Raw genomic sequence first — 25,302 nt, forward strand, 5'->3', positions numbered from 1 at the left:
CGTGAATCCCGGTCAGGAGCAGGGCCCGCCCCTCCACGAGCAGGACCCGTCGTACCCGTACGGGCCGCCGCCGCAGGAGTTCGGGTTCGAGGCGCCGGCCCCGGCGCGCAGCCGGAGCCGGGCGGTCGCCGTCACGGCCCTGATCACGCTCGCGATGGCCGTCGCGGGCGGCCCGCTCGGACTGCTCTGGTCGTGGCTGGCGCCGTCGGTGCCGGTGGTCAACGCGGGGCAGAACGGCATCGTCGTCAACGACCCGTCGCCGGAGGAGTACATCGCGGCCGACGGCTGGTTCACCATCATCGGCTTCGGGTTCGGCCTGGTCGCCGCGATCGTCATCTGGCTGGTGCTGCGCCGCGACCGGGGGCCCGCGGTGCTGCTCGGCGTGGTGTTCGGCGGGCTGGCCTCGTCGGCCACGATGTGGGGGACCGGGCGGGTCATCGGTCTGAGCGCCTGGCACGACTGGCAGCGGCACTCCGCCGTGGGGGACTCGTACCAGCGGCCGCCGGACCTGCACGCGCACGGGGCGCTGCTGGTGGCCGCCTTCGCCGCGGTGATCGTCACCACGCTGCTGGCCGGCTGGTCCAACGACCCGGACCTCGACCGCCCGGGCGCGAAGCCCGGCTACGGCAACGACCTGGCGGACGACAACCTGGACGGCCGCGGGCCGGCCGGGGCGCCGGGCGGCCCGCTCAGTTCGGGCTCACCGGACGCGCCAGATCCGACAGCGGCACCGGCACCGCCCGCACCCTGGCGAGCAGACCCGCCTCGCGGTTGAGCAGCCGCAGCTCGGCGCGCAGCCGGGCGGCGGTGTCCGGCGCGGCCAGCAGCTCCTGCCGTTCGTCGGTGGTCAGCTGGGCGGTCGCCGCGACCAGGTGCGAGAGCACCGTCGGGTCGTCCGGCACCTGGTCGAGCACCTCCGAGTCGGGGCGCAGCAGGTCCAGATAGGTCCGGAAGGCGGCCAGCACCCGCGGCGCCAGCAGCTCCGCCGTCCCGCCGGTCGTCTCCTCCTCGGGCAGCCACTCCACCTCGGCCGTCAGGTACGGGTGCGTCGCCGCCGCGAGGGTGACCACCCGGAACCGCCGCCGCCCGACCGTCACGATGTCGAAGCGGCCGTCGGGCAGCTCGGTGACCTGCCGCAGCTCGGCGGTGCACCCCACGTCGTAGAGCTCGCCCGTGGTGATCGCCGCTCCCGGGGGCGCCTCGCCGTCGCTGTCGGCGGGGAGCGCCTCGGAGCCGTGCCGCAATGTCACGACGCCGAACTCATGCGGTTCGGCGTCGGTCGTGGCGACCAGGTCGCGCACGAGCGTGCGATACCGCTCCTCGAAGATGTGCAGGGGCAGGACCAGGCCGGGGAAGAGCACCGTGCCCAGCGGGAAGACCGGGAGAATCGCGCCCACGGCACGAGCGTATCGGCATGGTCGCTTTCCGCGCGCGTCCCGGAGCGGTGATCTTTGCCCCGGGCTTCGGCAAAAGCCGCATAGTCGCTCTTCTCACTGCCTGGAACCGCGGCGGGAGCCCGCGGGCGTCCCGGCCTAGACTTGTCGGCGTGCTGAATCGGATCGACCTGCGCGGCTCCCGCCGGGACCCGCGCGGTCTGCTGCCCCGTGCCCAGCTCGACGTCTCCCAGGCCGTCGAGAAGATCCGCCCCGTCGTGGTGGCGGTCCGGGAGCATGGTTTCGCGGCGATCCGCGAGGCCACCGAGAGATTCGACGGGGTACGCCTCGAGCGCCTGCGCGTGCCCGCCGAGGCGATCGCGGCCGCCGAGTCGTCCCTCGACCCCGACATCCGCGCCGCGCTGCTGGTCTCCATCGAACGGGCCCGCAAGGTGCACGCCGACCAGCGCCGGACCGACACCACCACCCAGGTCGTGCCGGGCGGCACGGTGACCGAGCGCTGGGTGCCGGTGTCCCGCGTCGGCCTGTACGTGCCGGGCGGGCTCGCCGTGCTCGCCTCCACCGTGGTGATGAACGTGGTCCCCGCCCAGGAGGCCGGCGTCCGGTCGCTCGTCGTGGCCAGCCCGCCCCAGTCCTCGAACGGGGGTCTGCCGGACCCGACGATCCTCGGCGCCTGCGCGTTGCTCGGCGTCGACGAGGTGTACGCGGTCGGCGGCGCCCAGGCCATCGCGATGCTCGGCTACGGCTCCGACGGCGCCGACGAGACCGACCGGTGCGAGCCGGTCGACGTCATCACCGGCCCGGGCAACATCTGGGTCACCGCGGCGAAGCGCCTGCTGCAGGGCACCGTCGGCATCGACGCCGAGGCCGGGCCGACCGAGATCGCGATCCTCGCCGACGACACCGCCTCGCCGGCGCACGTCGCCGCCGACCTGATCAGCCAGGCCGAGCACGACCCCCTCGCCGCCAGCGTGCTGGTCACCGATTCGCCCGAGCTGGCCGACGCGGTCGACGCGCAGCTGGCCGCGCAGGTGCCGGCCACCAAGCACGAGGCCCGGGTGCGCGAGGCGCTGGGCGGCACCCAGTCCGGCGTCGTGCTCGTCGACGACCTGGCGCAGGGCCTCGCGGTCGTGGACGCGTACGCCGCGGAGCACCTCGAGATCCAGACCCGCGACGCCCGCGAGTGGGCCATGCGGGTGCGCAACGCGGGGGCGATCTTCGTGGGGGCGTACTCGCCGGTGTCGCTGGGCGACTACGCGGCCGGCTCCAACCACGTGCTGCCCACCGCCGGCTGCGCCCGGCACTCCTCGGGCCTGTCCGTGCAGTCGTTCCTGCGCGGCATCCACGTCGTGGAGTACGACGAGGCCGCCCTGCGCGACGTCGCGCCGCACGTGGTGGCGCTCGCCAACGCCGAGGACCTGCCCGCGCACGGCCAGGCCGTGACGGCCCGGTTCGCGTCGTGACCACCGTTGACGACCTGCCGATCCGCGACGACCTGCGGGGCAAGTCGCCGTACGGCGCGCCCCAGCTCGACGTCGCGGTGCGGCTGAACACCAACGAGAACTCGTACGCGGTGCCCGACGTGGTGGTGGACGAGATCGCCAAGGCGGTCCAGGCCGAGCTGCGCGACCTCAACCGCTACCCCGACCGCGACGCCGTCGCCCTGCGGACCGACCTCGCGGACTACCTGGGCCACGGGCTCACCACCGCGAACGTGTGGGCGGCCAACGGCTCCAACGAGGTGCAGCAGCAGCTGCTGCAGGCGTTCGGCGGACCGGGCCGTACGGCACTCGGCTTCGGCCCGTCGTACTCGATGCACCCGCTGCTCGCGGCCGGCACCGGCACCCGCTGGATCGGCGCGCTGCGCGACCCCGACTTCGGGCTCACCCCCGGCGCGGCCGTCGCGCAGCTCGAGCAGCACCGGCCCGACCTCGTGTTCCTCTGCTCGCCGAACAACCCGACCGGCACCGCGCTCGACCCGTCGGTGATCGACGCGGTCCTCGGCGTGGCGACGGGCATGGTGCTGGTCGACGAGGCGTACTTCGAGTTCGCTCGCCCCGGCACGCCCAGCGCGCTGGAGCTGCTGCCCAACCACCCGCGCCTCGTGGTGACGCGGACCATGAGCAAGGCGTTCGGGTTCGCCGGCGGCCGCCTCGGCTACCTCGCCGCGGACCCCGCCGTCGTCGACGCCGTCCAGCTCGTACGGCTGCCGTACCACCTGTCCAGCCTGACGCAGGCGGCCGCGCGCGCCGCTGTCGCCCAGCGCGACGCCCTGCTCGCGGCCGTGGAGGCCATCAAGGAGCAGCGCGACCGCATCGTGTCGACGCTGCGCTCGCGCGGCGTCCGCGTGGCCGACAGCGACGCCAACTTCGTGCTGTTCGAGGCGGGCGCCGACCAGAAAGTGGTCTGGCAGGCGTTCCTGGACCGCGGGGTGCTCATCCGCGACGTCGGCCTCGCCGGCTGGCTGCGCGTGACCGCGGGCACCGAGACCGAGACATCCGCCTTCCTGACCGCCGCCGAGGAGATCCTGTCGTGAGCCGCACCGCGCGCGTCGAACGCGTCACCAACGAGACCAAGGTCCTCGTCGAGATCGACCTCGACGGCACCGGCAAGGGCGACCTCGCCACCGGCGTCGGCTTCTACGACCACATGCTCAACCAGCTGGCCAAGCACGGCGGCTTCGACCTCACCGTCCGCACCGAGGGCGACCTGGAGATCGACGCCCACCACACCATGGAGGACACGGCGATCGCGCTGGGCGAGGCGTTCGCGCGGGCGCTCGGCGACAAGGCCGGCATCCGGCGGTACGGCTCCGCCACGATCCCCATGGACGAGGTGCTGTGCCGCGCCGCCGTCGACCTGTCCGGCCGGCCGTACGTGGTGCACGACGAGCCGGAGCTGGCGCCGTACATCGGGCCGGTCTACCCGACGAGCATGACCCGGCACATCTTCGAGTCGTTCGGCCACACCGCCAAGGTGACGCTGCACGTCAGCGTGCTGCGCGCGGCCCGGGACGGCGGCCGGCCCGACGCCCACCACGTCGTCGAGGCGCAGTTCAAGGCCTTCTCCCGGGCGCTGCGCGAGGCCGTGGAGATCGACCCGCGCAACGCCGGGGCGCTGCCGTCCACCAAGGGCGTGCTGTGAGCAGCATCGTCCCGGTCCTGCTCCTGGCCGTCGCCGGCATCCTGGTCGGCGGGGTCGTCTCGCTGGCCCGGCAGGGCGCCAGCAGGTTCTCGATCGGGCTCGTCGCCGTGCTCGCGCTGCTGGCCCTGGCCGGCGGGGTGCTGTGGCTGATCCCGGGGGACAACACATGAGCAGCGTGGTGATCCTCGACTACGGGTCGGGCAACCTGCGCTCCGCCGAGCGTGCGGTGGCGCGTACCGGAGCCGACGTTACCGTGACCGACGACCTGGCCGCGGCCGCCGACGCGGACGGCCTGGTCGTCCCGGGCGTCGGTGCGTACGCCGCGTGCATGGCGGGCATCGAGAAGCTCGGCGCGGGGCCGGTGATCGCCGCACGCGTCGCCGCCGGCCGCCCGGTCCTGGGCATCTGTGTCGGCATGCAGATCCTCTTCGAGACCGGCGTCGAGCACGGCGTCGAGACCCGCGGCCTGGGCCTGCTGCCCGGCGCCGTGACGAAGCTCGCCGCGCGCCGGATCCCGCACATGGGCTGGAACACGGTCTCCGTGCCGGCGGAGTCCGTGCTGCTCGGCGGGCTTCCGGAGGACACCCGGTTCTACTTCGTGCATTCGTACGCGGCGCAGAACCTCGACGCGCTGTCCGAGGCGGGTGCCACGGTGACGACGGCCGCACACGACGGGCCGTTCGCCGCGGTGGTGGAGCACGGGGCCCTGTCGGCCGCGCAGTTCCACCCCGAGAAGTCCGCCGACGCCGGGTACGCGCTGCTGCGCACCTGGGTCTCCCGGCTGTGACCCGGCACCGCGTCGTGGCGCGTCGCGCAGTCGCCGGGGCGTGACCGGTGTCCAAGGAGAGAGCGAGGCGGCGGGCCGAACGGCTCGTGGTCCTGGAGAAGGAGAAGGCCGCCCGGGCCCGCAAGGTCGCCCGCCGGCAGCGCCGCCGCGCCCTCGTCCGCCGGCTCACGCCGCAGCGCCGCAGCTCCGGGCGCCTGCACCGGCGCAGCCGCACCCAGCGGGCCGGCATCGTCGTCATCCCGCTGGCGGCCGCGGCCCTCGTCTGGTTCCTCGTCCCGGAGCTCGCGCTCCGGCTGGTCCTCATCGCCATGATCGTGCTTGTCCTGCCGGCCCTGGTCGTCGTGGTCCTCGGCCGCCGGTAGCCCTTCTCATCCCTGGGAGTTTCGCCGTGACCCTTGCCCTGCTGCCCGCTGTCGACGTCGCCGACGGCCAGGCGGTGCGCCTCGTCCAGGGCGCCGCCGGCTCCGAGACCGGCTACGGCGACCCCCTGGAGGCCGCGCTCGCCTGGCAGAACGACGGTGCCGACTGGGTGCACCTCGTCGACCTCGACGCCGCCTTCGGCCGCGGCTCCAACGCCGCCCTGCTCGCCGAGGTGGTCGGCCGCCTCGACGTCAAGGTGGAGCTCTCCGGCGGCATCCGCGACGACGAGTCGCTGCGCGCGGCGCTCGGCACCGGCGCCGCCCGGGTCAACATCGGCACGGCCGCCCTCGAGGACCCCGAGTGGTGCGACCGGATCTGCGGCGAGTACGGCGACCGCGTCGCCATCGGGCTGGACGTGCGCGGCCGTACGCTGTCGGCCCGCGGCTGGACCCGCGACGGCGGCGACCTGTACGAGGTCCTCGAACGCCTCGACAAGGCCGGCGCGGCCCGGTACGTGGTCACCGACATCACCAAGGACGGCACCATGAAGGGGCCCAACCTGGAGCTGCTCCGCGAGGTGTGCGCCCGTACGCCCGCCCCGGTCATCGCCAGCGGCGGTGTCTCCACCCTGGACGACCTGCGCGCGCTGGCGACCCTCGAACCGGTCGGCGTCGAGGGCGTGATCGCGGGCAAGGCCCTCTACGCGGGCGCGTTCACGGTCGCCGAGGCGCTCGCCGTCCTCGCGTCTCGATAGGGAGCACACCATGACTGTGGCGGTACGCGTCATCCCCTGTCTCGACGTCGACGCGGGGCGCGTGGTCAAGGGCGTCAACTTCCTCGACCTGCGCGACGCCGGCGACCCCGTGGAGCTCGGCGCGGCGTACGACGCGGCCGGCGCGGACGAGCTGACCTTTCTGGACGTGACCGCGTCCTCGGACGACCGCGGCACGATGCTCGACGTGGTACGCCGTACGGCCGAATCGGTCTTCATCCCGCTCACCGTGGGCGGCGGGGTCCGCTCGGTCGACAACGTCGACACGCTCCTGCGCGCGGGCGCCGACAAGGTGGGCGTCAACACGGCGGCCATTCACCGCCCCGAGCTGATCTCCGAGATCGCCGACCGCTTCGGCAACCAGGTCCTCGTGCTCTCCCTGGACGTACGCCGGGTGCCGGCCGGTACCGGGCCGGGCCACCCGAGCGGCTGGGAGGTCACCACCCACGGCGGCCGCAAGAGCGCCGGCCTGGACGCGGTCGAGTGGGCGCGCCGCGTCGCCGAGCTGGGCGCGGGCGAGATCCTGCTGAACTCGATGGACGCGGACGGCACCAAGGCGGGCTTCGACCTGGAGCTGATCTCGGCGGTGCGGGCGGTCGTGGACATCCCGGTGATCGCCAGCGGGGGCGCGGGGCGCGTCGAGCACTTCCCGCCGGCGGTGGCGGCGGGCGCGGACGCGGTGCTGGCGGCGAGCGTCTTCCACTTCGGAGAGCTCACCATCGGCGAGGTGAAGGAGAGCCTGCGGGCGGCCGGCAACCCGGTCCGCTGACCGGCGCCCGGCCGGTGGCGGCCCGGCCAGCGGCGGCATGGCCAGCGGCGGTCCGGTCTGGCCTGGCCTGGCCTGGCCGCACGGTCCGCCCGCGCGACCCGCCCGCAGGGTCAGCCCGTGCGACCCGCCCGTGCGACCCGCGCGAGCACGCGGCGCGGTGCGGGCTGCTCAGCGGCCGTCGGCCAGTCGTAGGGAGTATTCGCGGACGGCGGCGTTGTAGGTCTTCTCGTCCAGCTTCCAGTCCGACTCGCCCGGCGTGGCCGCCCGGTTCAGCTGCGTCTGGAGGGTGACGACCGCCGAGGACAGGCCGCTGAACGGCCGGGTCCGCCACAGCTGCTCGCCCGCGGGTGCCACCTCGACCAGGTCATCATCGACGGTGAGCAGGCCGGCGCCCGCGAGGCGGCGTACCGATTCCTCCAGCTCGGAACGGCTGGGGACGCTGTGGTGCAGGAAGTCCGCGGCCGCGAGCACGTCGGCCAGGCTCGCGCCGGTCACCGGGAGGGCGGCGTGCAGCGCGCGGTCCCTCTCCAGGCGCTCGGCGATCACCGCGGACACGAAGATCCAAGCGTCGTTCCAGTGCCAGCCGCCAGCCCCCATGCCGCAATGATGCCGCCTGCAACCGGAACCGGGAAGCACATGTGTCGCTATGATCACCGAGCTGTGTCCGGACGGCCGGACATTTCACCCCCCGCCGCCCGGTCCACCCAGGACGATGTCACCCGACCGGTGCCCCGGCGACCGTCCCGGCCGGGCGCGCGCCGCCGCCACGGACCGGAGACGGGTCCGTCGGCCCGGAGAGAACCGATTTAGCGGCAGCGCCAGCGCCAAGGCCATTCAGCAGGGGACGCGCGGCGCCAGGCCGGCTCGGCCGGGACGTGGCGCCGGCGCTGCGGGCCGCCCGGTGCGAGGCCTGGCCCGCCGCCGGTCAGGCCACCGCCGGAACGACCTGCCCCACGGCCTCCCGCCGCCGCACCGCGAACATCGGCATGAAGACCTGCACCAGCGGCCCGATCCCGAGCGCGTACGCGACCGTGCCGATGCCCACCGTCCCGCCGAGCAGGAAGCCGATGGCCAGCACCAGCACCTCGATGCTCGTACGCACCAGCCGGATCGACAGCCGCGGGAACCGGTTGACCAGCCCCGTCATCAGCCCGTCGCGGGGTCCCGGGCCGAAGTGGGCGCCGATGTACATGGCCGTGGCGATGGCGTTGACGACGATGCCGACCACCAGGTACGTGATGCGGATCGCGAGGCCTTCGCCGGGGGAGAGCACCGCCAGCGCGGCGTCGACGACGAAGCCGATGACGACGAGGTTGGCGATCGTGCCGAAGCCCGGGCGCTGGCGCAGCGGGATCCAGAGCAGCAGGATCGGGATGCCGGTGAGGATCACCACCCAGCCGAAGCTGAGCCCGGTGGCCTTCGACACACCCTGGTGGAAGACGTCCCACGAGGTGAGCCCGAGCCCCGACTCCACCATGAAGGCCATGCTTATCCCGTACAGGATCAGACCCGCGAAGAGCTGACTGGTACGGCGGAAGAGCCGGCGGTCCGCGGTGGCAAGGTGGTTGCTTCGGTTCGTCATGAGTGCCACTCTGAAGGCCAATTGGACGGGCTGCGAGAGCCAATTTCCCGGAGGTGGCTGTGACGACGTCGGTACGGGGAGGCCAATTGGCGCGGCTCCTCGGCCAGTGGCACTCGCTGCCGGGCCGGCACCGGAGCCCCGACTACGCCGCGCTGGCCGGGGCCGTACGGGGACTGCTCGCCGACGGACGGCTGCCGCTGGGCGTACGGCTGCCCGCGGAGCGAGAGCTCGCCGAGGCGCTCGGGGTGAGCCGGACGACCGTGACCGCCGCGTACCGTGGCCTCCGCGAGACCGGCCACCTCACCAGCCGGCGGGGCGCGGGGAGCTGGACCACCCTGCCGAACGGCCACCGGGTCGCGACGTCCGGGCTGTGGACCCCCGACGACGACCTCGACATGATCGACCTCGGCGTGGCGGCCTCGGCGGCGCCGGTCGAGCTGATCCCGGCCGCCCGGGCCGCCGCCGACGAGCTGCCCCGGTTCCTCGGCAGCGCCGGATACAACCCGACCGGCCTGATGGAGCTGCGCGACGCGGTCGCCGCCGCCTACACCGCGCGCGGGGTGACCACGAGCGCCGAGCAGATCCTGATCACCAGCGGCACCCAGCAGGCCCTCGACCTCGTGCTCCGCCTCTCCGTCCCGGCGGGCGCGTCGGTGCTGGTGGAGTCCCCGACGTACCCGAACGCGCTTGCCGCCCTGGCCGCCCGCCGCGCCCGGATCAGCACCCACGGCATCGACGCGGCGACCGGCTGGGACGGCGAGATGCTGCTCGGCGCGCTGCGGCAGACCCGTCCGCGGCTGACGTACGTGATCCCGGAATTTCACAATCCCACCGGCCACCTCATGCCGGCCGCCCTGCGGGAGCGGCTCGTGGCCGCGGCCCACGCGACCGGCACCGAGCTGGTCGTCGACGAGTCGTTCGTGGACCTGCCGCTCGACACCGACGAGATGCCGCCGCCGGTCGCGGTCTTCGACCGGCATTCGCGGGTGGTCTCGATCGGCGGCATGAGCAAGGCCTACTGGGGAGGCCTGCGGATCGGATGGGTACGCGCGTCCGCCCCGCTCGTGCAACGGCTCGCGGCGCTCCGCGTGGGCGTCGACATGTCCAGCCCGGTCCTGGAGCAGCTCGTCGCCGTGCACCTGCTGCGCGACGCCGCGTCGATCGTGGCGACCCGCCGCGCCCAGCTGGCGGTCCGTCGCGACGCGCTGATCGCGGCCCTGCGCGAGTACCTGCCGGAGTGGCAGTTCACCCTGCCCGCCGGTGGCGTGATGCTGTGGGCGGAGCTCGACGGGCCGATTTCCAGCGCGCTCGCCCGCGCCGCCGAGGACGTGGGGGTGCGGCTGGCGCCGGGGCCGCGGTTCGGCCTGGACGGCACGCTGGAGCGGTTCCTGCGGCTGCCGTACTCGCTGCCCGCGGACGACCTGACCGAGGCCGTGCGCCGGATCGCCTCCGTCCGGCACGACCTCGACCGCTCGGCGCGACCGGCCTGGCGATCGGAAGCGGTCATCGCCTGACGCGGCGCGGCGCGCCGCGGGAGGCCGCGGCGCGGGGAAAGGCGCAGGGAAGGCGCGGCGCGGGGAATCCGCGGCGGTTTCTACGCTGCCGTGCCCGGCGGTCGCCACCCGTGGATCAGCATGTCGAACATCGCGTCCACGGCGGCGCGGAGGTCCGGGCGGCCGCGGGTCAGGGCGGGGATGTCGAGCACGAAGCGCGCCAGGGCCGTGCAGCCGAGGTCGTCCGGGGCGGCGCCCAGCTCGGCGGCGATGGCGGCGCTGAGGCTGTCCGTGTGCCGGGTCCACATGCGATCCGCGTACGCCCGCAGCTCCGGCGTGGTGTCGATGAGGCGGGTGAACTGCTCCGCCTGGGGATGCGCCGCGATCGGCAGGTAGTGGTCGATGAAGTGGTGCCGGAGCGCGTCCGGGACGCTGCGGCCGGCGGGGCGCTCGCGTACGGCCGCGATCAGCCCGGCCTCCGCGCTGGCGTCCTGGTCGAAGACCAGCGCCTCCTTGCCGCTGAAGTGCTTGAACAGCGTGGTGGTCGACACGTCGGCGGCGTCGGCGATGTCACGGATGCTGACGCGGTCGTAGCCCCGCTCGAAGAAGAGCCGGAGGGCGGCGTCGGCGATGGCTTGCCGGGTGGCGGCCTTCTTGCGTTCCCGTCGGCCGACGGAGGGCTGGCTCATGGGTGGAGCGTATCACTAAGGTGACTCGAGCAAAAAGTTGACCGGTTGCACTTTTGTATTTAGCCTCCTTTCGCATGGACTCCCGTCAAGAGATGATCATGACTTCACCGGCGCCCACCGCCGCCCGGATCAGCGTCATCGGCGCCGGCCCCGGCGGCCTCACCTGCGCCCGCATCCTCCAGTCGCACGGCATCGACGTGACCGTCTTCGACCGTGATCCCGGTCCGGACGCCCGCGACCAGGGCGGCACCCTCGACCTGCGCGCCGACAGCGGCCAGCTCGCCCTGCGCGAGGCCGGCCTGCTCGACGGGTTCCTCGCACGGGCGCGCCCCGAGGGCCAGGAGATGCGGATCATGGGTGTGGCCGGTGAGCTGCGCGCGCACCTGATCCCGGAACCGGACGATCTCGTCAAGCCCGAGATCGACCGCGGCCAGCTGCGGGACCTGCTCCTCGAATCGCTGCGGCCGGGCACCGTGCGGTGGGGATGCGCCCTCACCGAAGTCGGCGGGACCCGCGGCGGGCCGCGTTCGGTGCGTTTCGCCGACGGCACGACCGTGGAGACCGACCTCGTCATCGGCGCCGACGGTGCGTTCTCCCGGGTGCGGCCCGCCGTCTCGCCGGCAGTTCCGCAGTACACCGGCGTGAGCTTCCTCGAGGCCTGGTTCCATGACGTCGAGAACCGGCACCCGGAGCTGTCCGATCTGGTCGGACCGGGCGGCGCCGGCGCGGCCGACGGCGAACGCGCCCTCTTCGCCCAGCGGAACAGCGGCGGCCACATCCGCGTCTACGTCATCCAGCGGGTGCCGGTCGACTGGGTCGCCCGGGCGGGCGTCGGCGCCGGGGACACCGCCCGGCTGCGGGCTCACCTGCTCGACGCGTTCGCCGCCTGGTCACCGCGGTTGCGCCGGCTGATCACCGACAACGACGGGCCGTACGTCGACCGCCCGATCTTCGCCCTGCCGGTTCCGCACACCTGGGAGCACGACCCGGCGGTCACCCTGCTCGGCGACGCTGCTCACCTCATGCCGCCGCTCGGGGTGGGTGTCAACATGGCCATGCTGGACGCGAGTGATCTCGCGTTGTCGCTGGCGAACGCGGCCACCGTCGGGGAGGCGGTCCGCGCGTACGAGAACGTGATGCTGCCCCGCGCCACCGATCTGGCCAAGGCGCTCGAAGGCCGCACCGAGGACCTGCTCTCCGACGATCTGCCGCCGGAGTTCGGCGACGACGCCCAAGGGTGATCGCCGACGGCTGACATGATGCCCGGATGAGCGCAGCAGAACCGCCCAGGGACCTGGCCACCCGCAAGGCCGACGCCCTCACCAAGCTGGCCGGCCCCACGGCCGACGCCTGGGTCGCCACCGCCGCCGGCGACATGCCGTATCTGGTCCCGCTCACCCTGGCCTGGCTGCGGGAACGGGTCGTACTGGCGACCGAGGCCCGGTCGCGGACGGCCCGCGCGATCACCGCCACCGGGACCGCGCGGCTCGGTCTGGGCGGGACGCGGGACGTCGTGATGATCGACGCGGTCCTGGAGTCGTCGGTCGCCGTCGGGGAGGCGCCGGACTGGCTGGCCGAGGGGTACGCCGAACGTGCCGACTGGGATCCGCGGGCGGCCGGGGACGGCTACGTGTTCCTGGTCCTGCGGCCCGACCGGGTTCAGGCGTGGCGGGAGGCGAACGAGATCAGCGGCCGTACGCTCATGCGCGACGGCCGCTGGCTCGGATGACCGTTACATCTGGACGAGCGATCCCGCGTACATCTTGTCGATCTGCTCGGCGAAGCTGGTCTCGACGCTGCGCCGCTTGATCTTCATGGACGGGGTGATCTCGCCCTGCTCGATGCTGAGGTCGCGGGGGAGGATCGCGAACTTCTTGACCGTCTCCCACCGGTTCAGCTTGCCGTTCAGCTCCTCGATGTAGCCGGCGACCAGCTTCTCCGTCTCCGGCGCCGCGACGATCTCGGAGTACGACTTGCCGGCCAGCGCGCCGCCGGCCGCCCACGTGATGATCGCGTCCTCGTCGAGGCTGATCAGCATCGTGACGAAGTTGCGGGCCTGCCCGATCACCACGGCCTGCGAGGTGTACGGGCACACCGCCTTGAACATGCCCTCGATCGCCGACGGGGCGATGTACTTGCCGCCGGACGTCTTGACCAGGTCCTTCTTGCGGTCGGTGATCTTCAGGTAGCCGTCCGCGTCGAGCTCGCCGATGTCGCCCGTACGGAAGAAGCCGTCCTCGGTGAACGCCTCCTCGGTCTCCTTGGGCAGGTTGTGGTAGCCGCGCATGACCGGCTTGCCGCGCAGCAGGATCTCGCCGTCGGCGTCGATGCGGCACTCCAGGTCGCCGAGGGGCTGGCCGACCGTACCGATCCTGAGCTTGCCGAGCCGGTTGACGAAGTTGGCGGCGCTGCTCTCGGTGAGCCCGTACCCCTCCATGATCGGCAGGTTGGCCGCGGCGAAGAACTCGGCGATGTCCCGGCTCAGCGGGGCCGAACCGGAGACCAGCACGCGCAGCCGGCCGCCCAGCCGCTCCTGCAGCTTGCTGAAGACCAGCCGCTCGGCGACCGCGTACTTCGCCTTGATAGCCGCCGGGACGGGCTTGCCCGCCTGCTCGTACCCGACCTTCTGCTTGCCGGTGGCGACCGCCCAGCCGAAGATCTTGGCCTTGAGCCCGCCGCCGCCGATCGCGGTGGTGACCGTCTTGTTGTAGACCTTCTCGAAGATCCGCGGGGCCGCGCACATCAGCGTCGGCTTCACCACCGACAGCATGTCGACCAGCTTGTCGACCCGGCCGTCGATGTACGTCGGCACGCCCACGTGCAGGATGCCGCACAGCAGCGACTTGCCGAACGAGTGGGACAGCGGGAGCCACAGGTACTGCAGGTCGCTGGACTCGAAGAGGCCGAGGCCGGCCTGCGCGACGCCCTCCCACGTCCAGCCGCCGTGCAGCAGCTCGACGCCCTTGGGCCGCCCGGTGGTGCCCGAGGTGTAGATCAGCGTGGCGACGTTGTCCGGCCCGATGCCCTCGGCGATCCGCTCGACGAGGTCCGGCGTCTCGGCGAGCGCCGCCCGGCCACGCTCCTCCAGCTCGGCGAGCGTGAGCTGCGGCGGCTGGGCGGAGGCGTCGGCGAGGCCGTCGATGAGCACGACGTGGGTCACCGACGTCTCGACGCCGGACAGCTTCATCGCCTGCTTCGGGTTCTCGGCGACGAGGATCTTCGACCCGGAGTCCGAGACGATGTACGCCGCGTCCTCCGGCTCGGTGGTCGGGTAGACCGTCGTGGTCGCACCGCCGGCGCAGTTGATGCCGAGGTCCACCAGCGCCCACTCCAGCCGGGTGCTGGACAGGATCGAGACGCGGTCCTCGAGCCCCACGCCCAGCCCGGCGAGCCCGGCGGCGATCGCCTTGGCCCGCTCGCCGACCTGCGCCCACGTCAGCCACTCGATGGCCGAGTCGTCGGCCGTCGGTACGGCGAACGCCCGGCCGTTCGGGGTGGCCTGCACACGACGCAGGAACATGTCCGGAATCGACCGGTAGGGAACCTCGAGAGCCATCGGGCGCCGCCTCTTTGCGTTGCTGGAAGGGGGTGTAACAGCCGTGTTACCGAAGAGTATTGCGCCGGGAGGGCTGGACACCAGACCGCCCCGGGTCCCCAAAGGCAATCCTAAAGCCCCTGTCGGCGGGCCCGGGCAGCCCCCGCCGCCTGGTATGGCCCATTCGATATAGAGGCACGTCGACGCGTTGCCCCTACTGTCTCCCTCAACGGGCCAGGAGCCCGGGGGACCCCGCAGGGTCCGGCAGGCGCGAGAGAGGAACAGCATGGCGATTCGACGCCCCCGAGGCCGCCACATGGTGGCCGTCAGTCTGCTCGCTTTGGCCACGACGACCGCCGCTACGACGACCCCCGCGGTGGCGGCCCCCGCCACCGGCCAGATCCGGCTCGCCGGCACCGCCGACGCGGTCCCGGGCAGCTACATCGTGGTGCTCAAGGACGCCGCGGTGGGCGGCAAGGCCGGCAGCCGGAAGGTGGCGTCCGCGGTCGGCTCCCGTTCCGGATCCCTGGCCCGCAGCTACGGCGGCTCGGTCCAGCGCACGTTCGGCGCCGCGCTCAACGGCTTCGAGGCGAAGCTCAGCGAGTCCGCGGCCAAGCGGCTCGCGGCGAACCCGGACGTCGCGTACGTCGAGCAGAACCAGACCGTCTCGCTGCTGGCCACGCAGTCCAACGCCACCTGGGGCCTGGACCGCATCGACCAGCGCAACCGGCCGCTGAGCACCACGTACACGTACAGCCAGACGGCCTCGAACGTGACGGCGTACATCATCGACACGGGCATCAAGTACACCCACAACGACTTCGGCGGGCGCGCCAGCTTCGGCTACGACGCCGTCGGCTCGGGCGGCGTCGACTGCAACGGCCACGGCACGCACGTGGCGGGCACGGTCGGCGGCAGCACGTACGGCGTGGCGAAGCAGGTCCGGCTCGTCGGCGTCCGCGTGCTGAACTGCTCCGGCTCCGGCACGAACGCGGGCGTCATCGCCGGCGTCAACTGGGTCACCTCGAACGCCCGCAAGCCCGCCGTCGCGAACATGAGCCTCGGCGGCGGCGTGAGCAGCGCCCTCGACAGCGCGGTGGCGAACTCGATCAGCTCGGGCGTCACGTACGCGCTGGCGGCCGGCAACTCGAACGCCAACGCCTGCAACTCGTCGCCGTCGCGGGTCGGCTCGGCCATCACGGTCGGCGCCACCACCAGCACCGACGCCCGCGCGTCCTACTCGAACTACGGCACCTGCCTGGACATCTTCGCCCCGGGCTCGTCCATCACGTCCGACTGGTACTCCAGCAACACCGCCACCAACACGATCAGCGGCACGTCGATGGCCTCCCCGCACGTGGCCGGCGCCGCGGCCCTGGTCCTGTCCGCCAACCCCTCCTACAGCCCGTCCCAGGTTCGCGACTCGCTGGTGAACAACGCCACCGCCAACGTGGTGACCAGCCCGGGCAGCGGCTCCCCGAACCGTCTGCTCTTCGTCAGCTGACCGCTCACCAACCCCGCGGTGCCCGGGCCGGTCGGTCCGGGCACCGCTTTCTTCCAGGTACGGCCACACCCGCGAAGCCTCCCGCACAGTGGCCGGAGAGATCAGGAGCGGTCACGGGCCGGCCGCCGCGTCGAGCAGCGCGGCGGCCGTCGTGCGGACGTACCACTCCCGGTAGCGCTCCGGCGTCCAGCCCCGGCGGCGCACGAGCCAGTCGTAGTTGCGCACGTCCATCGCCAGCCACAGCACGTCGGCCGCCGACTCCACGTCGTGACCCGCCCGGAGCCGCCCGGTGCCGGCGAGCTCGGCCGCGAACATCAGCATGCCGCGCCGCCGCTCCTCGTCGTTCTTGCGCAGGATCGCGGCGGCATCGGCGTCGGCCGAGGCGGCGTTGAGCAGCGCGAGCATCACGTCCACCTGCCGTGCGTTGGTCTGCTCGAGATGCACCGCGTAGCGCGCGAGCTTCGCCTCGGGCCCGGCGAGCGCGTGGATCTCCGCCACGAACGCCCGCTGCGGCAGGGCCACCGGCTCGTCGTCGCCCGCGATCGTGCGGTCGAGCAGGGCGGACAACAGGTTCCGTTTGCTGCCGAACACCGCGTACACGGTCTGCACGGCGACGCCCGCCCTCGCCGCGACGGCGGTGAGCGGGGTGGCGGCATAGCCGGGGTCCACGAACAGGGTCGCCGCAGCGTCCAGAACGGCGTTGCGGGTGCGCCGTGCCTGCTCCTGTCGCTGTGCCGACGCGTACCGCCGCTTGACAACCACGCCGTCAGCGTAGTGGGCTATTGGTTAGAGCGTAACTCTAGTCAAAAGGGGGCGGACGCCATGCCGTTCGGGGTCGTACAGGAGATGCCGGGAGTCACCGAGGCGGAATACCGGCTGGTGGAGCGCAATCTGGGCCCCGACCGGCCGCCGGGCCTGCTGGCGCACGTGTCCGGGCCGGCCGAGGACGGCTGGCGGATCGTCAACATCTGGCGCAGCCCGGAGGACTTCCGCCGGTTCCAGACCGAGCGGCTGGCCCGGGCCGCCGGCCTCGCCGCCCGCGAGGACGGCTTCGACCCCGGCAAGGCCGCGTCCTTCCGGTCGTTCACGGTCACCGGCGACGAGCTCCCGTTCCCGTGACCGCCGCGGCACGCGATCGCACGTCGGCGTACTGGTCGGCGGCGGCCGCCGGCTGGATCCGCCACGCGGACCGGCACGACGCGTGGGGGCGGCCCCTCGGCGCCACCGCCCTGGCCGCCCTGCGCCCGGCGCCGGGCGAGCGCTTCCTGGACGTGGGCTGCGCCTGCGGCGGGACGACGGCCGAGCTGGCGTCCGTGGCCGGTCCGGCCGGGGCGGCGGTCGGGGTGGACCTGGTGGAGGCGCTGATCACCGAGGCGAACCGGCGGTTCCCGGCGGCGCCCGGCCGGAACCTGAGCTTCCACACCGCGGACGTGGAACGGATCGAGCGCGTCCCGCAGGCCCCGTTCGACGCGGCCTACTCCCGGATGGCCCTGATGATGTTCGCCGACCCCGTCGCCGGCTGCGCCGCGGTACGCCGGTCCCTGCGGCCCGGGGGACGGCTGGCGGCCACCGTCTTCCGGGGCGGCGGCGCGCCCTGGCTGCCCGCGGCGATGCTCGGCGCCGCCGCGGACGTCGGGCCGGTGGAACCGCTGCCCGTGGGCGACGAACCCGGCCCGTTCGCCTTCGCCGACCCGCGGCGGGTGGAGCGGATCCTGGCCGCGGCGGGCTTCACCGCGATCGCGGTCAGACCGGACGACGTCGTGGTCGGCGCGCCGGACGATCCGGAGGCGGTGGCCGACTGGCTCATCGACCTGGGGCCGGCCGGGGTGGCGTACCGGGCGGCGCCGGCCGGTGCGCGAGCGGCCGCCCGGGAGGGTGCGGCCCGCCTGCTGGAGCGGTACCGCACCCCGGGCACCGGATATCGCCTGCCCACGGCGATCTGGACGATCACCGCCGAACGCCCCGCGACGCCCGGCGGCTGACCGTCCGGCCCGGCTCAGTCGTCCGAGCCGTGCCCACCGTGGCGCCCGTGGTCGTCGCCGGCACGGTCGTCCGACCCGCGCCCCCGGCCCCGGTCGTCGCCGGCGCCGTCGTCGGAACCCCGTCCCCGGCCGCGATCGTCGGCAGCACTGTCATCCGAGCCGCGCCCGCGCCCGCGGTCGTCCGTGGCCGAGCCGCCGCTCGCGCCCTTCACCCGGTGGCGCAGGACCTCGCCGGTCGCCCGGTCCACGTCGATGTCGTGCGCGGCGCCGCGCAGCGTCACGTCCACGTCCCAGACCGCGCGGCCGTGCTCGGTCTCCCGCTCGACCTTCGTCACCCGGCCGCCGCCGACCACCCGGATCGCGATGGCCTTCGCGGCGGCCACGCTGATCCCCCCAGCGGCCGACGGCGACGAGGCGGTGGACGAGGCCGACGGGGACGGCGAGGCGGAGCTGAAGAGCGACGGCGGCGTGACCACGTCACCGTTCGGCAGCATCGGCACGGCCGGGTCGTCGGCGCCCGCCGCGAGGGCGGTGCCGCCGAGGGCGAGGGCGGCCACCGCGCCGGCGGCCAGGGCGGATGCGGTACGAAGCCTGATCATGGGAACCTCCGAGGTGTCGGTTGTCGTGACACCTGCACGCTCCCGCGCGGCGCGCTATGGGCACGCTGTGTGATCGCTAAGACGCGGTTAAGGGCTTCCGGTACACCGAGATGTGGTCCGTGGAGTCCGGGCCGAAGGGGGCGCTGTCCCAGGTCGCGTACCGGGCCTCGAGGGTGAGGCCGGCCCGCTCGGCGAGCTCGTCGATCTGATCCGGCCAGAGGTAGTGCATGCCGAACGGCTCGAGCCGTACGCCGCCGTCGGTGAACACGATGGTCTGGCGCAGGAACGTCTGGGCCTCGCGGTCGTACCGGTGCGTCCGGACCGACACCGACGTCTCCGTCACCGACCAGACCTGCACCTGCTGCTCGTCGCGGTCGAAGTTCGCGGGGTCGGGGACGAACGCCTCGATGACGAAGGCGCCGCCGGGCGCGAGCACGCGGGCGACGTTGCGGAAGCAGTCCTCCTGGCGGCCCTCGCCGGTCAGGTTGAACAGCGTGTTGAAGACCAGGTAGGCGAGCGGGAACGGGCCGGGCACCGCGACGTCCGCCATGTCGCCGACGAGGACCGGCATGTCCGCCCCGCCGGGTTTGGCGCGCAGCAGCTCCACCATCTCCGGGGACGCCTCGATGCCGTGCACCTCGACGCCGTGGGCCGCCAGCGGCAGGGCGACCCGGCCGCTGCCGATGGCGAGCTCGAGCGCGGGACCGCCGCCCGCCAGGCCGGCCAGGAAGCGGGCCGCGGGTTCCGGGTCGGGGTTGCCGGGGCTGTCGTAGTGCGCCGCCCATTGGCGGCCGAACAGCCCGGGGTCGTCCAATATCGACATGCCCTCAGACCAGCAGAGTGTCAGGCGGGCGGCAAGGCATTTACCCCGGTCAGATCGATGCGGACGTACGCGCCCCCACCCGGCGCCGGTTCGACGCGCAGCGAGCCGCCGCCGCTCTCGGCCGCCCGCCGGGCGATGTCCAGGCCGAGCCCGGTCGAGCCGCTGCCCGAGGAGCCGCGGCGCAGCGCGTCCGGCGGGAAGCCCGGACCGTCGTCGGAGACCGTCAGCACCGCGCCGCCGCCCGGGCGGGCGGCCAGCGACACCCCGAACGCGGTGCCGTCCGGGGTGTGCGCGAACACGTTGCCCAGCAGCGCGTCGAGCGCCGCGGCCAGCTCGTCGGCGGGGATCGCCACCGGGAGGGGACCGGGCGGGAGCTCCCGGCGTACCCGCCGATCGGTGTCCTCGGCCAGCACCGCCCAGAAGGCGACCCGGTCCGCGACCACCGCCGCCGCGTCGCAGGCCCGCTCGCCGCCCCGGCGGCGGGCCTGCTGGATCACCGCGGTGACCGCCCGCTGGATGCCGTCGGCGGCCGCGGCGACCCGGGCCGCCTCATCCGGGTCGCGCAGGGACTCGGCCTCGAGGCGCAGCGCGGTCAGCGGGGTGCGCAGCCGGTGGGACAGGTCGGCCACCTGCTCCCGCTCCTCGCGCAGCAGGTCCTGGATGCGCCCGGCGAGGTGGTTGAGCGCCGCGGCGACCTCGCGCACCTCGGGCGGGCCGGCGGGGGCGGCCCGCGCCGACAACTCGGCGCGGGCCAGGCGGTGGGAGACCGCGGAGAGGTCGGCGATCGGGGCGACGAGCGTACGGGCCAGCCGGTCGGCCACCACCAGCCCGAGCAGGACGAGCGCCACGCCCAGCCCGGCCAGCACGAGCCACGACCGGGCGACCCCGCGGTTCAGCTCCGCGGCGGGCACGACGGTGCGGATCACGTACGTGCCGGGCCCCGTGACCACCGGCACGACGATCTCCCGGCCCGCGCCCGTGGCCACGGCGAACGACTCGCCCTTCGCGGCGGCCAGCCGGACCGCGGGGGTGGGCGCCGCGGCCTGGCCGATCACCGCGCCGTCCGGCGTGAACACGCTGACCGGCACCGGCTGGCCCTGCACCGCCAGCGACAGCTCATCGGCGCCGGTGCCGACCAGCGGCACGATCGTCTGCAGGACGCCGTTGGCGCGGCTGATCGCCCGGTCCTCGGCGACCTGCCGGACGAGCAGCGCGAGCGGCGCGAGGAACGCGATCAGGATCAGACAGGTGGTCGCCGCGACCAGGAGCGTCAGGCGGCGTCTCATGCCGGCCCGCTCAACCGGACGCCGACCCCGCGCACGGTGTGCAGGTAGCGCGGGTCCTGCGCGGTCTCGCCGAGCTTGCGGCGCAGCCAGGACAGGTGCACGTCGACGGTCTTGTCCGCGCCGCCGTACGGCACCTGCCACACCTCGCTGAGCAGTTCCCGTTTGCTGACCACCTGCCCGGCGCGGGTGGCGAGGTGATGCAGCAGGTCGAACTCCCGCGGCGTCAGGTCGAGGTCCGTGCCGTCGAGCGTGGCCGTCCGGGCGCCCGCGTCGATGCGCAGGCCGCCCACCGTCAGCGCGGCCGGTTCCGTGCCGGCCGGGCCGCCGCGGCGCAGGACCGCGCGGACCCGGGCGTCGAGCTGCGCGGCGGTGAACGGCTTGACGATGTAGTCGTCGGCGCCCGCGTCGAGCACCCGGACGATCTCGGTCTCGTCGTCGCGGGCGGTCGCCACGATCACCGGTACGGCGCTGACGGCCCGCAGCATCCGCAGCAGCTCCCGCCCGTCGAGGTCGGGCAGCCCCAGGTCGAGCACGACGAGGTCCGGGCGCTCGGCGAGAGCGGTCTGCAGCCCGTCCATCGCGGTGTGCGAGGCCGCCACCGCGTGCCCTCGCTCCCGCAGCGCGCGCAGCAGGGTGGTACGGATCGCCGAGTCGTCCTCGATCAACAGGAGGTGGGCCACGCTGGCAACCTATCCCGGCGTACCGGCACGATCGTGGCTCTTAACCCTCCCTTAGCGTGCCCGCGAGCCTGCCTTAGCGTGCCGCCGGGCATAGTCGCTCCTGTGAACCGCCGAACGCTGCTCGTGACCGCCGGCTGGCTCGGTGCGGCCGTGCTCGCCGTGCTGGTCGGCCTGACCGGGGTACGCCTCATCGGGGCCGGCCTGACCTCGCCGGAGTCCCGCCCCCGCAGCGCCGCGGAGGTGGCCGAGGACCTGCGCTCGCTGCCGTCCCCTTCCCCGTCCGCGACCCGTACGCCGACGCCCACCGCCTCGCAGGCCGTCGGGAGCCCGCGCGGCCGGACCTTCCCGACGCGCGGGGGCACGGTGGTGGCCCGGTGCGCCACGGGCGGCCCGGAGATCGTCACGATGTCGCCGGCGCCCGGGTTCGCGCTGCACGAGCGGGAGCGCTCCGAGGGGGAGTTCCGCAGCACGTCGGACAACCACGACCGGGTCAAGTTCAGGATCGCCTGCTCGGCGGGTACGCCCTCCCTGCAGCTGCGCGGTGACTGAAGAATAGGGGCGTGGACCTCGTCATCAACCTCGACGGCTCGGGCGAGAAGACGGTCCGGGTGTACCGGGCGCTGCGCGAGGCGATCGAGGACGGGCGGCTGCCCGAGGGCCACCGGCTGCCCGCGACCCGGGTGCTCGCGGCGGATCTCCGGGTGGCACGCAACAGCGTCGCGACGGCGTACGAGCGGCTCGTGGCGGAGGGCTACCTCGTGGCCCGCACCGGCGCGGGGACGTTCGTGGCCGCCGTACGCGACGAACCCGCCCCGCGCCGCGCCACGGCCGACCCGCTGCACCCGCGGCCGGGGTGGACCTTCGAGCCGCTGCCGACGGGCGCCGGCGTGCCCGCACCGAAGTACGACTTCCGCACCGGCATCCCGGACGCGCGGCTGTTCCCGTTCGACACGTGGCGGCGGCTGGTCGCGGCGGAACTGCGGCTGGGCGCCAACGAGCCGGGCGCGTACGCCACCCCCGCCGGCCACCCGGCCCTGCGCGCGGCGATCGCGCGGTATCTCGGCTACTCGCGGTCCCTGCGAGTGGAGGCGGACGACGTGCTCGTCACCAACGGCACGCAGCACGCGCTCGACCTGATCGGCCGGGTGCTGCTGCGGCCGGGGGACGTCGTCGCGCTGGAGGAGCCCGGTTATCCGCCCGCGCGGCGGCTGTTCGCCTCGCTGGGCGCGCAGGTGGTGGGCGTACCCGTGGACGCCGACGGCCTGGTCGTCGACAACCTGCCGCGCGCCGCCCGGATCGTCTACACCACGCCGTCGCACCAGTTCCCGCTCGGACCGGCGATGAGCCTCACCCGGCGGCACGCGCTGCTGGACTGGGCGCGGTGCCGGCAGGCCGCGGTGATCGAGGACGACTACGACTCCGAGTTCCGTTTCTCGGCGCGCCCGCTGGAGCCGCTGCACAGCCTCGACACCGCCGGGCGGGTGCTCTACGTGGGCACCTTCTCCAAGACGATGCTGCCCAGCGTGCGGACGGGCTTCGTGCTCGCCCCGGCCGGCCTGCGCGCGGCGCTCGCGGCGGCGCGCCAGCTCGGCGACGGGTACGGGCAGATCGCGGTGCAGGCGGCGCTGGCCCGGTTCATCGACGAGGGGCTGCTGGCCCGGCACGTCCGGCGGGCTCTGAAGGCGTACGCGCACCGCCACGCCCGCATCGTCGCCGTGCTGGGCCGGCACGCCGGGCTCACGGTGCTGCCGTCGGCGGCCGGCCTGCACGTCACCGCGCTCGCTCCCCGTTCGGCCGAGGTGGTGTCGGCGGCCGCCGAGCGCGGTGTGGCCGTGGAGGACCTGGCCGGCTACGGCAGCGACTCCACCGGGTTCGTGTTCGGCTTCGGCGCGATCGATCCCGCGCTGCTCGACGAGGGGCTGGAGGTCTTCGGCGAGGTCCTCCGGGAGGCGTAGGCCACCGCGGCCGCGGCGACGACCAGGCTGAGCAGCGCCGGGGTGCCGTTGAGGACCAGCAGGCCGAGCGTGGACACGAACGCGAGCCCGGCGCCGCGCCGCGCCCAGCCGGGTGGCAGCAGCTTCAGGGCTGCTGCCGTGCCGAGGACATACACCAGCGTGAAGCAGCCGGTGACGAGCAGCATGGCCGTGTGGAAGCTGATCGGCAGCGCCGCCGACACGAGGCTGCCGGCGGTGACGACGAGCAGCGACCTGCGGGGCGTGCCGACCGGGCCGGCCGGCAGCGCGCCGTCACGGGCCAGGGCCGCGCCCAGCCGGGACGCTCCGGCCAGGTACGCGTTGACCGCCCCGATGGTCAGCAGCACGGCGACCACCGCGGTGACCACCCGGACCGGCCCGCCCACCCCGACGGCCAGCAGGTCGGCGAGCGGCGCCGGGCTGTCCCCGATGGCCGGGCCGAGCACCAGCACACTGGTGGCGGCGACGGCGAGGTACAGCACGCCGACGATCAGCACCGCCGCGCCGGTGGCCCGCGTGACGTCCCGGCGGGGGTCGCGGTATTCGCCGGACAGCGACGAGACAGCCTCCCACCCGGCGAAGCCCCAGACCAGCACGGCCGCGGCGGTGCCGATGCCGGCCCAGCCGTACGGTGCGAACGGCGTGAGGTTGGCCAGCCGGGCGTGCGGGAGCGCGGCGATGACGGTGACCACGAGCAGCGCGGCGAGCGCGGCGGTGAGCCACAGCTGTGCCCGGCCGGAGATCTGCAGCCCGAACCAGTTCATCGTGACGACGATGCCCATGATCACGAAGAACGTGCCGAGCACGGTCGCCCGGCCGCCGCCGAGGAGGTCGGCCACGTATCCGCCGGCGAACGCGGCGGCGGGCGGGGCGCCCAACGGCACGGCGAAGAAGAAGCACCACCCGACCGCCGCGGCGGCCCGGGCTCCGAAGGCCAGCCGGACGTATGTGGAGACGCCGCCGCCGTCGGGATAGCGGGCGCCGAGCGCGGCGAACGTCCCGGCCAGGGGAGCGGACAGCAGGATCAGGGCGAGCCAGGCGAGCAGCGAGGCGGGTCCCGCGACGCCCGCGGCCAGCGCCGGCATCGAGATCACGCCGGTGCCGAGCACGGCGCCGACGCAGAGGGCCGTGCCCTGGGCGCGCGACAGGGTGCCGGTGGAGGTCATGTGATCACCGTAGGCACCCGATTGGCCCCTCGTCCGGGCCAATCCGACCCCCATCAGAGGAGCCAATTGCTACATGTTCAGCTTGGCTGTACGGATGCTCTCGTCGCCGGCGATCTCGACCCGCGCGACGCTCTGGCGGCCCGAGCAGAAAAGCACGATCTCGCCGGGCGCGCCGGTCACCGTCGCCGCCGGGGTCCCGTCGCCGACCTGCAGCACGCCAAAGCCGGGCGCCTCGATCCGGACCGGCTTGCCGAGCCGGCGCAGCGCCAGCCGGGCGGTCACCTTGGTGGCCTTCCAGAGCGCGTTCTCCTCGCCGCGGTCGAGCGCCCGCGGCTCCCAGCCCGGCTGCGCGCGCCGGACGTCCTCGTGGTGCACGAAGTACTCGACCGTGTTGGCCAGCTCGTCGAGGAGCGGGTTGCTCACCGGGCTCCACCACGGCGGGGTGCGCACCTCGGCCACGACCCGCTCGTACGGCTGCGCAGCCTTGGCCCGCCGGACGTGCTCGCCGTGCCCGGCCAGCGGCGGCACCAGCATGCCGACCATCGCGTCCGGCCGGCGGTCCCGGACCACCAGGTGCGCGGCGAGGTCCCGGGTGGCCCAGCCGGCGCACATGGTCGGCGCGTCCGGACCCACCTCGAGGAGCAGATCGGCGAGGAGGCGGCGTTCCGTACGCGCGTAGTCGGTCATTCCGCGATCGTAGGCGGCCCGCGGCTCGCGCGCGCGGCGGCCGTCGATGCCCCCGGGCTGCGCGCCGATGTAATCGT

General features: G+C 73.9%; 29 protein-coding genes. 17 read left to right on the top strand and 12 right to left on the bottom strand.

The features are described from left to right. Position 1 precedes the first annotated feature (1 nt). Positions 2-775, top strand: a complete 774-nt coding sequence (locus IT780_RS26360) for a hypothetical protein (protein WP_199514385.1) — start codon at positions 2-4, stop codon at positions 773-775. Here the strand turns inward: IT780_RS26360 and IT780_RS26365 are convergent. Beyond that, positions 690-1,397 carry an LON peptidase substrate-binding domain-containing protein gene (locus IT780_RS26365; protein ID WP_199514387.1) on the bottom strand — a complete coding sequence of 236 codons (708 nt, stop codon included), beginning with the start codon at positions 1,395-1,397 and terminating at the stop codon, positions 690-692. The two genes, IT780_RS26360 and IT780_RS26365, sit on opposite strands and share 86 nt — an antisense overlap. Before the next feature lie 149 nt (positions 1,398-1,546). On the opposite strand from IT780_RS26365, the gene hisD reads away from it, so the two are divergent. Genes hisD through hisF form a run of 8 tightly spaced genes read left to right on the top strand, consistent with a single transcriptional unit; the run spans position 1,547 to position 7,226 of the window. Further along, positions 1,547-2,857: a histidinol dehydrogenase gene (gene hisD / locus IT780_RS26370; RefSeq protein WP_199514389.1), complete on the top strand. Its 1,311-nt coding sequence runs from the start codon at positions 1,547-1,549 to the stop codon at positions 2,855-2,857. Then, positions 2,854-3,930 carry a histidinol-phosphate transaminase gene (locus IT780_RS26375; RefSeq protein WP_199514390.1) on the top strand — a complete coding sequence of 359 codons (1,077 nt, stop codon included), beginning with the start codon at positions 2,854-2,856 and terminating at the stop codon, positions 3,928-3,930. Before hisD ends, IT780_RS26375 begins: the two co-directional genes overlap by 4 nt. Next, positions 3,927-4,538 (top strand): imidazoleglycerol-phosphate dehydratase HisB, encoded by a 612-nt coding sequence (hisB, locus tag IT780_RS26380; RefSeq protein ID WP_199514392.1) that lies wholly within the window; start codon positions 3,927-3,929, stop codon positions 4,536-4,538. Before IT780_RS26375 ends, hisB begins: the two co-directional genes overlap by 4 nt. Further along, positions 4,535-4,708 carry a CG2302 family histidine operon protein gene (locus tag IT780_RS26385; RefSeq protein ID WP_199514394.1) on the top strand — a complete coding sequence of 58 codons (174 nt, stop codon included), beginning with the start codon at positions 4,535-4,537 and terminating at the stop codon, positions 4,706-4,708. Before hisB ends, IT780_RS26385 begins: the two co-directional genes overlap by 4 nt. Further along, complete coding sequence (gene hisH, locus IT780_RS26390; RefSeq protein ID WP_199514396.1) at positions 4,705-5,325, top strand: imidazole glycerol phosphate synthase subunit HisH; 621 nt, start codon at positions 4,705-4,707, stop codon at positions 5,323-5,325. Before IT780_RS26385 ends, hisH begins: the two co-directional genes overlap by 4 nt. A 47-nt stretch (positions 5,326-5,372) precedes the next feature. Continuing rightward, the gene (locus tag IT780_RS26395; RefSeq protein WP_199514398.1) at positions 5,373-5,687 is read left to right on the top strand and encodes a hypothetical protein; all 315 of its coding nucleotides are present in this window, start codon (positions 5,373-5,375) and stop codon (positions 5,685-5,687) included. A gap of 26 nt (positions 5,688-5,713) precedes the next feature. Further along, positions 5,714-6,439, top strand: a complete 726-nt coding sequence (gene priA / locus IT780_RS26400; protein ID WP_199514400.1) for a bifunctional 1-(5-phosphoribosyl)-5-((5-phosphoribosylamino)methylideneamino)imidazole-4-carboxamide isomerase/phosphoribosylanthranilate isomerase PriA — start codon at positions 5,714-5,716, stop codon at positions 6,437-6,439. A 10-nt stretch (positions 6,440-6,449) separates the two neighbouring features. Continuing rightward, the gene (gene hisF / locus IT780_RS26405) at positions 6,450-7,226 is read left to right on the top strand and encodes an imidazole glycerol phosphate synthase subunit HisF (RefSeq protein WP_199514402.1); all 777 of its coding nucleotides are present in this window, start codon (positions 6,450-6,452) and stop codon (positions 7,224-7,226) included. A 168-nt stretch (positions 7,227-7,394) separates the two neighbouring features. On the opposite strand, the gene IT780_RS26410 is transcribed toward hisF, so the two are convergent. Continuing rightward, positions 7,395-7,823: a hypothetical protein gene (locus tag IT780_RS26410; protein WP_199514404.1), complete on the bottom strand. Its 429-nt coding sequence runs from the start codon at positions 7,821-7,823 to the stop codon at positions 7,395-7,397. 328 nt (positions 7,824-8,151) lie between these two features. Then, entirely contained in the window at positions 8,152-8,808 is a 657-nt protein-coding gene (gene yczE, locus IT780_RS26415; RefSeq protein ID WP_199514406.1) for a membrane protein YczE, read from the bottom strand. A gap of 59 nt (positions 8,809-8,867) precedes the next feature. Here yczE and yczR point away from each other — a divergent pair, with 59 nt between their 5' ends. After that, complete coding sequence (yczR, locus tag IT780_RS26420) at positions 8,868-10,322, top strand: MocR-like transcription factor YczR (protein WP_199514623.1); 1,455 nt, start codon at positions 8,868-8,870, stop codon at positions 10,320-10,322. Positions 10,323-10,402: 80 nt separating this feature from the next. Here yczR and IT780_RS26425 read toward each other — a convergent pair whose 3' ends face one another. Further along, a complete protein-coding gene (locus IT780_RS26425) occupies positions 10,403-10,990 on the bottom strand; it encodes a TetR/AcrR family transcriptional regulator (protein ID WP_199514407.1) in 588 nt (195 codons plus the stop codon). A gap of 98 nt (positions 10,991-11,088) precedes the next feature. On the opposite strand from IT780_RS26425, the gene IT780_RS26430 reads away from it, so the two are divergent. Then, positions 11,089-12,231: an FAD-dependent oxidoreductase gene (locus tag IT780_RS26430; RefSeq protein WP_199514409.1), complete on the top strand. Its 1,143-nt coding sequence runs from the start codon at positions 11,089-11,091 to the stop codon at positions 12,229-12,231. Positions 12,232-12,257: 26 nt separating this feature from the next. After that, positions 12,258-12,719 (top strand): pyridoxamine 5'-phosphate oxidase family protein, encoded by a 462-nt coding sequence (locus tag IT780_RS26435; protein WP_199514411.1) that lies wholly within the window; start codon positions 12,258-12,260, stop codon positions 12,717-12,719. 3 nt (positions 12,720-12,722) lie between these two features. Here IT780_RS26435 and IT780_RS26440 read toward each other — a convergent pair whose 3' ends face one another. Further along, positions 12,723-14,546, bottom strand: a complete 1,824-nt coding sequence (locus tag IT780_RS26440; RefSeq protein ID WP_199514413.1) for an AMP-dependent synthetase/ligase — start codon at positions 14,544-14,546, stop codon at positions 12,723-12,725. A 265-nt stretch (positions 14,547-14,811) separates the two neighbouring features. Here IT780_RS26440 and IT780_RS26445 point away from each other — a divergent pair, with 265 nt between their 5' ends. Continuing rightward, a complete protein-coding gene (locus IT780_RS26445) occupies positions 14,812-16,029 on the top strand; it encodes a S8 family peptidase (RefSeq protein ID WP_199514415.1) in 1,218 nt (405 codons plus the stop codon). 111 nt (positions 16,030-16,140) lie between these two features. Here IT780_RS26445 and IT780_RS26450 read toward each other — a convergent pair whose 3' ends face one another. Next, positions 16,141-16,791, bottom strand: coding sequence for a TetR/AcrR family transcriptional regulator (locus IT780_RS26450; RefSeq protein ID WP_307831391.1), 651 nt, complete (start codon positions 16,789-16,791; stop codon positions 16,141-16,143). A 60-nt stretch (positions 16,792-16,851) separates the two neighbouring features. On the opposite strand from IT780_RS26450, the gene IT780_RS26455 reads away from it, so the two are divergent. Next, positions 16,852-17,148, top strand: a complete 297-nt coding sequence (locus tag IT780_RS26455; RefSeq protein WP_199514417.1) for a hypothetical protein — start codon at positions 16,852-16,854, stop codon at positions 17,146-17,148. Next, on the top strand, positions 17,145-18,011 hold the full coding sequence (locus IT780_RS26460) for a methyltransferase domain-containing protein (protein WP_199514419.1): 867 nt from the start codon (positions 17,145-17,147) through the stop codon (positions 18,009-18,011). The genes IT780_RS26455 and IT780_RS26460 overlap by 4 nt, the downstream gene beginning before the upstream one ends. 14 nt (positions 18,012-18,025) lie before the next feature. Here the strand turns inward: IT780_RS26460 and IT780_RS26465 are convergent, their stop codons facing one another. The 4 genes from IT780_RS26465 to IT780_RS26480 all read right to left on the bottom strand — a co-directional run bounded on the left by IT780_RS26465 (position 18,026) and on the right by IT780_RS26480 (position 21,399). Beyond that, the gene (locus IT780_RS26465) at positions 18,026-18,610 is read right to left on the bottom strand and encodes a PepSY domain-containing protein (protein ID WP_199514421.1); all 585 of its coding nucleotides are present in this window, start codon (positions 18,608-18,610) and stop codon (positions 18,026-18,028) included. A gap of 76 nt (positions 18,611-18,686) precedes the next feature. Continuing rightward, complete coding sequence (locus IT780_RS26470; RefSeq protein ID WP_199514423.1) at positions 18,687-19,433, bottom strand: class I SAM-dependent methyltransferase; 747 nt, start codon at positions 19,431-19,433, stop codon at positions 18,687-18,689. A gap of 20 nt (positions 19,434-19,453) precedes the next feature. Beyond that, positions 19,454-20,719: a sensor histidine kinase gene (locus IT780_RS26475; protein ID WP_199514425.1), complete on the bottom strand. Its 1,266-nt coding sequence runs from the start codon at positions 20,717-20,719 to the stop codon at positions 19,454-19,456. Next, the gene (locus tag IT780_RS26480; protein ID WP_199514427.1) at positions 20,716-21,399 is read right to left on the bottom strand and encodes a response regulator transcription factor; all 684 of its coding nucleotides are present in this window, start codon (positions 21,397-21,399) and stop codon (positions 20,716-20,718) included. The genes IT780_RS26475 and IT780_RS26480 overlap by 4 nt, the downstream gene beginning before the upstream one ends. Before the next feature lie 102 nt (positions 21,400-21,501). On the opposite strand from IT780_RS26480, the gene IT780_RS26485 reads away from it, so the two are divergent. Together IT780_RS26485 and pdxR are read left to right on the top strand one after the other, a co-directional pair. Beyond that, a complete protein-coding gene (locus IT780_RS26485; RefSeq protein ID WP_307831392.1) occupies positions 21,502-21,948 on the top strand; it encodes a hypothetical protein in 447 nt (148 codons plus the stop codon). An 11-nt stretch (positions 21,949-21,959) separates the two neighbouring features. Continuing rightward, positions 21,960-23,354, top strand: coding sequence for a MocR-like pyridoxine biosynthesis transcription factor PdxR (gene pdxR, locus IT780_RS26490; protein ID WP_199514429.1), 1,395 nt, complete (start codon positions 21,960-21,962; stop codon positions 23,352-23,354). On the opposite strand, the gene IT780_RS26495 is transcribed toward pdxR, so the two are convergent. Both IT780_RS26495 and IT780_RS26500 read right to left on the bottom strand, forming a co-directional pair. Then, positions 23,249-24,538, bottom strand: coding sequence for an APC family permease (locus tag IT780_RS26495; protein WP_199514431.1), 1,290 nt, complete (start codon positions 24,536-24,538; stop codon positions 23,249-23,251). The two genes, pdxR and IT780_RS26495, sit on opposite strands and share 106 nt — an antisense overlap. A 69-nt stretch (positions 24,539-24,607) precedes the next feature. After that, positions 24,608-25,225 (bottom strand): TIGR03085 family metal-binding protein, encoded by a 618-nt coding sequence (locus IT780_RS26500; RefSeq protein WP_199514433.1) that lies wholly within the window; start codon positions 25,223-25,225, stop codon positions 24,608-24,610. Between the last annotated feature and the right edge of the window lie 77 nt (positions 25,226-25,302).

This window comes from Nucisporomicrobium flavum, from assembly GCF_016464385.1.
In the GTDB taxonomy this organism is placed as follows: domain Bacteria; phylum Actinomycetota; class Actinomycetes; order Mycobacteriales; family Micromonosporaceae; genus Actinoplanes; species Actinoplanes flavus_A.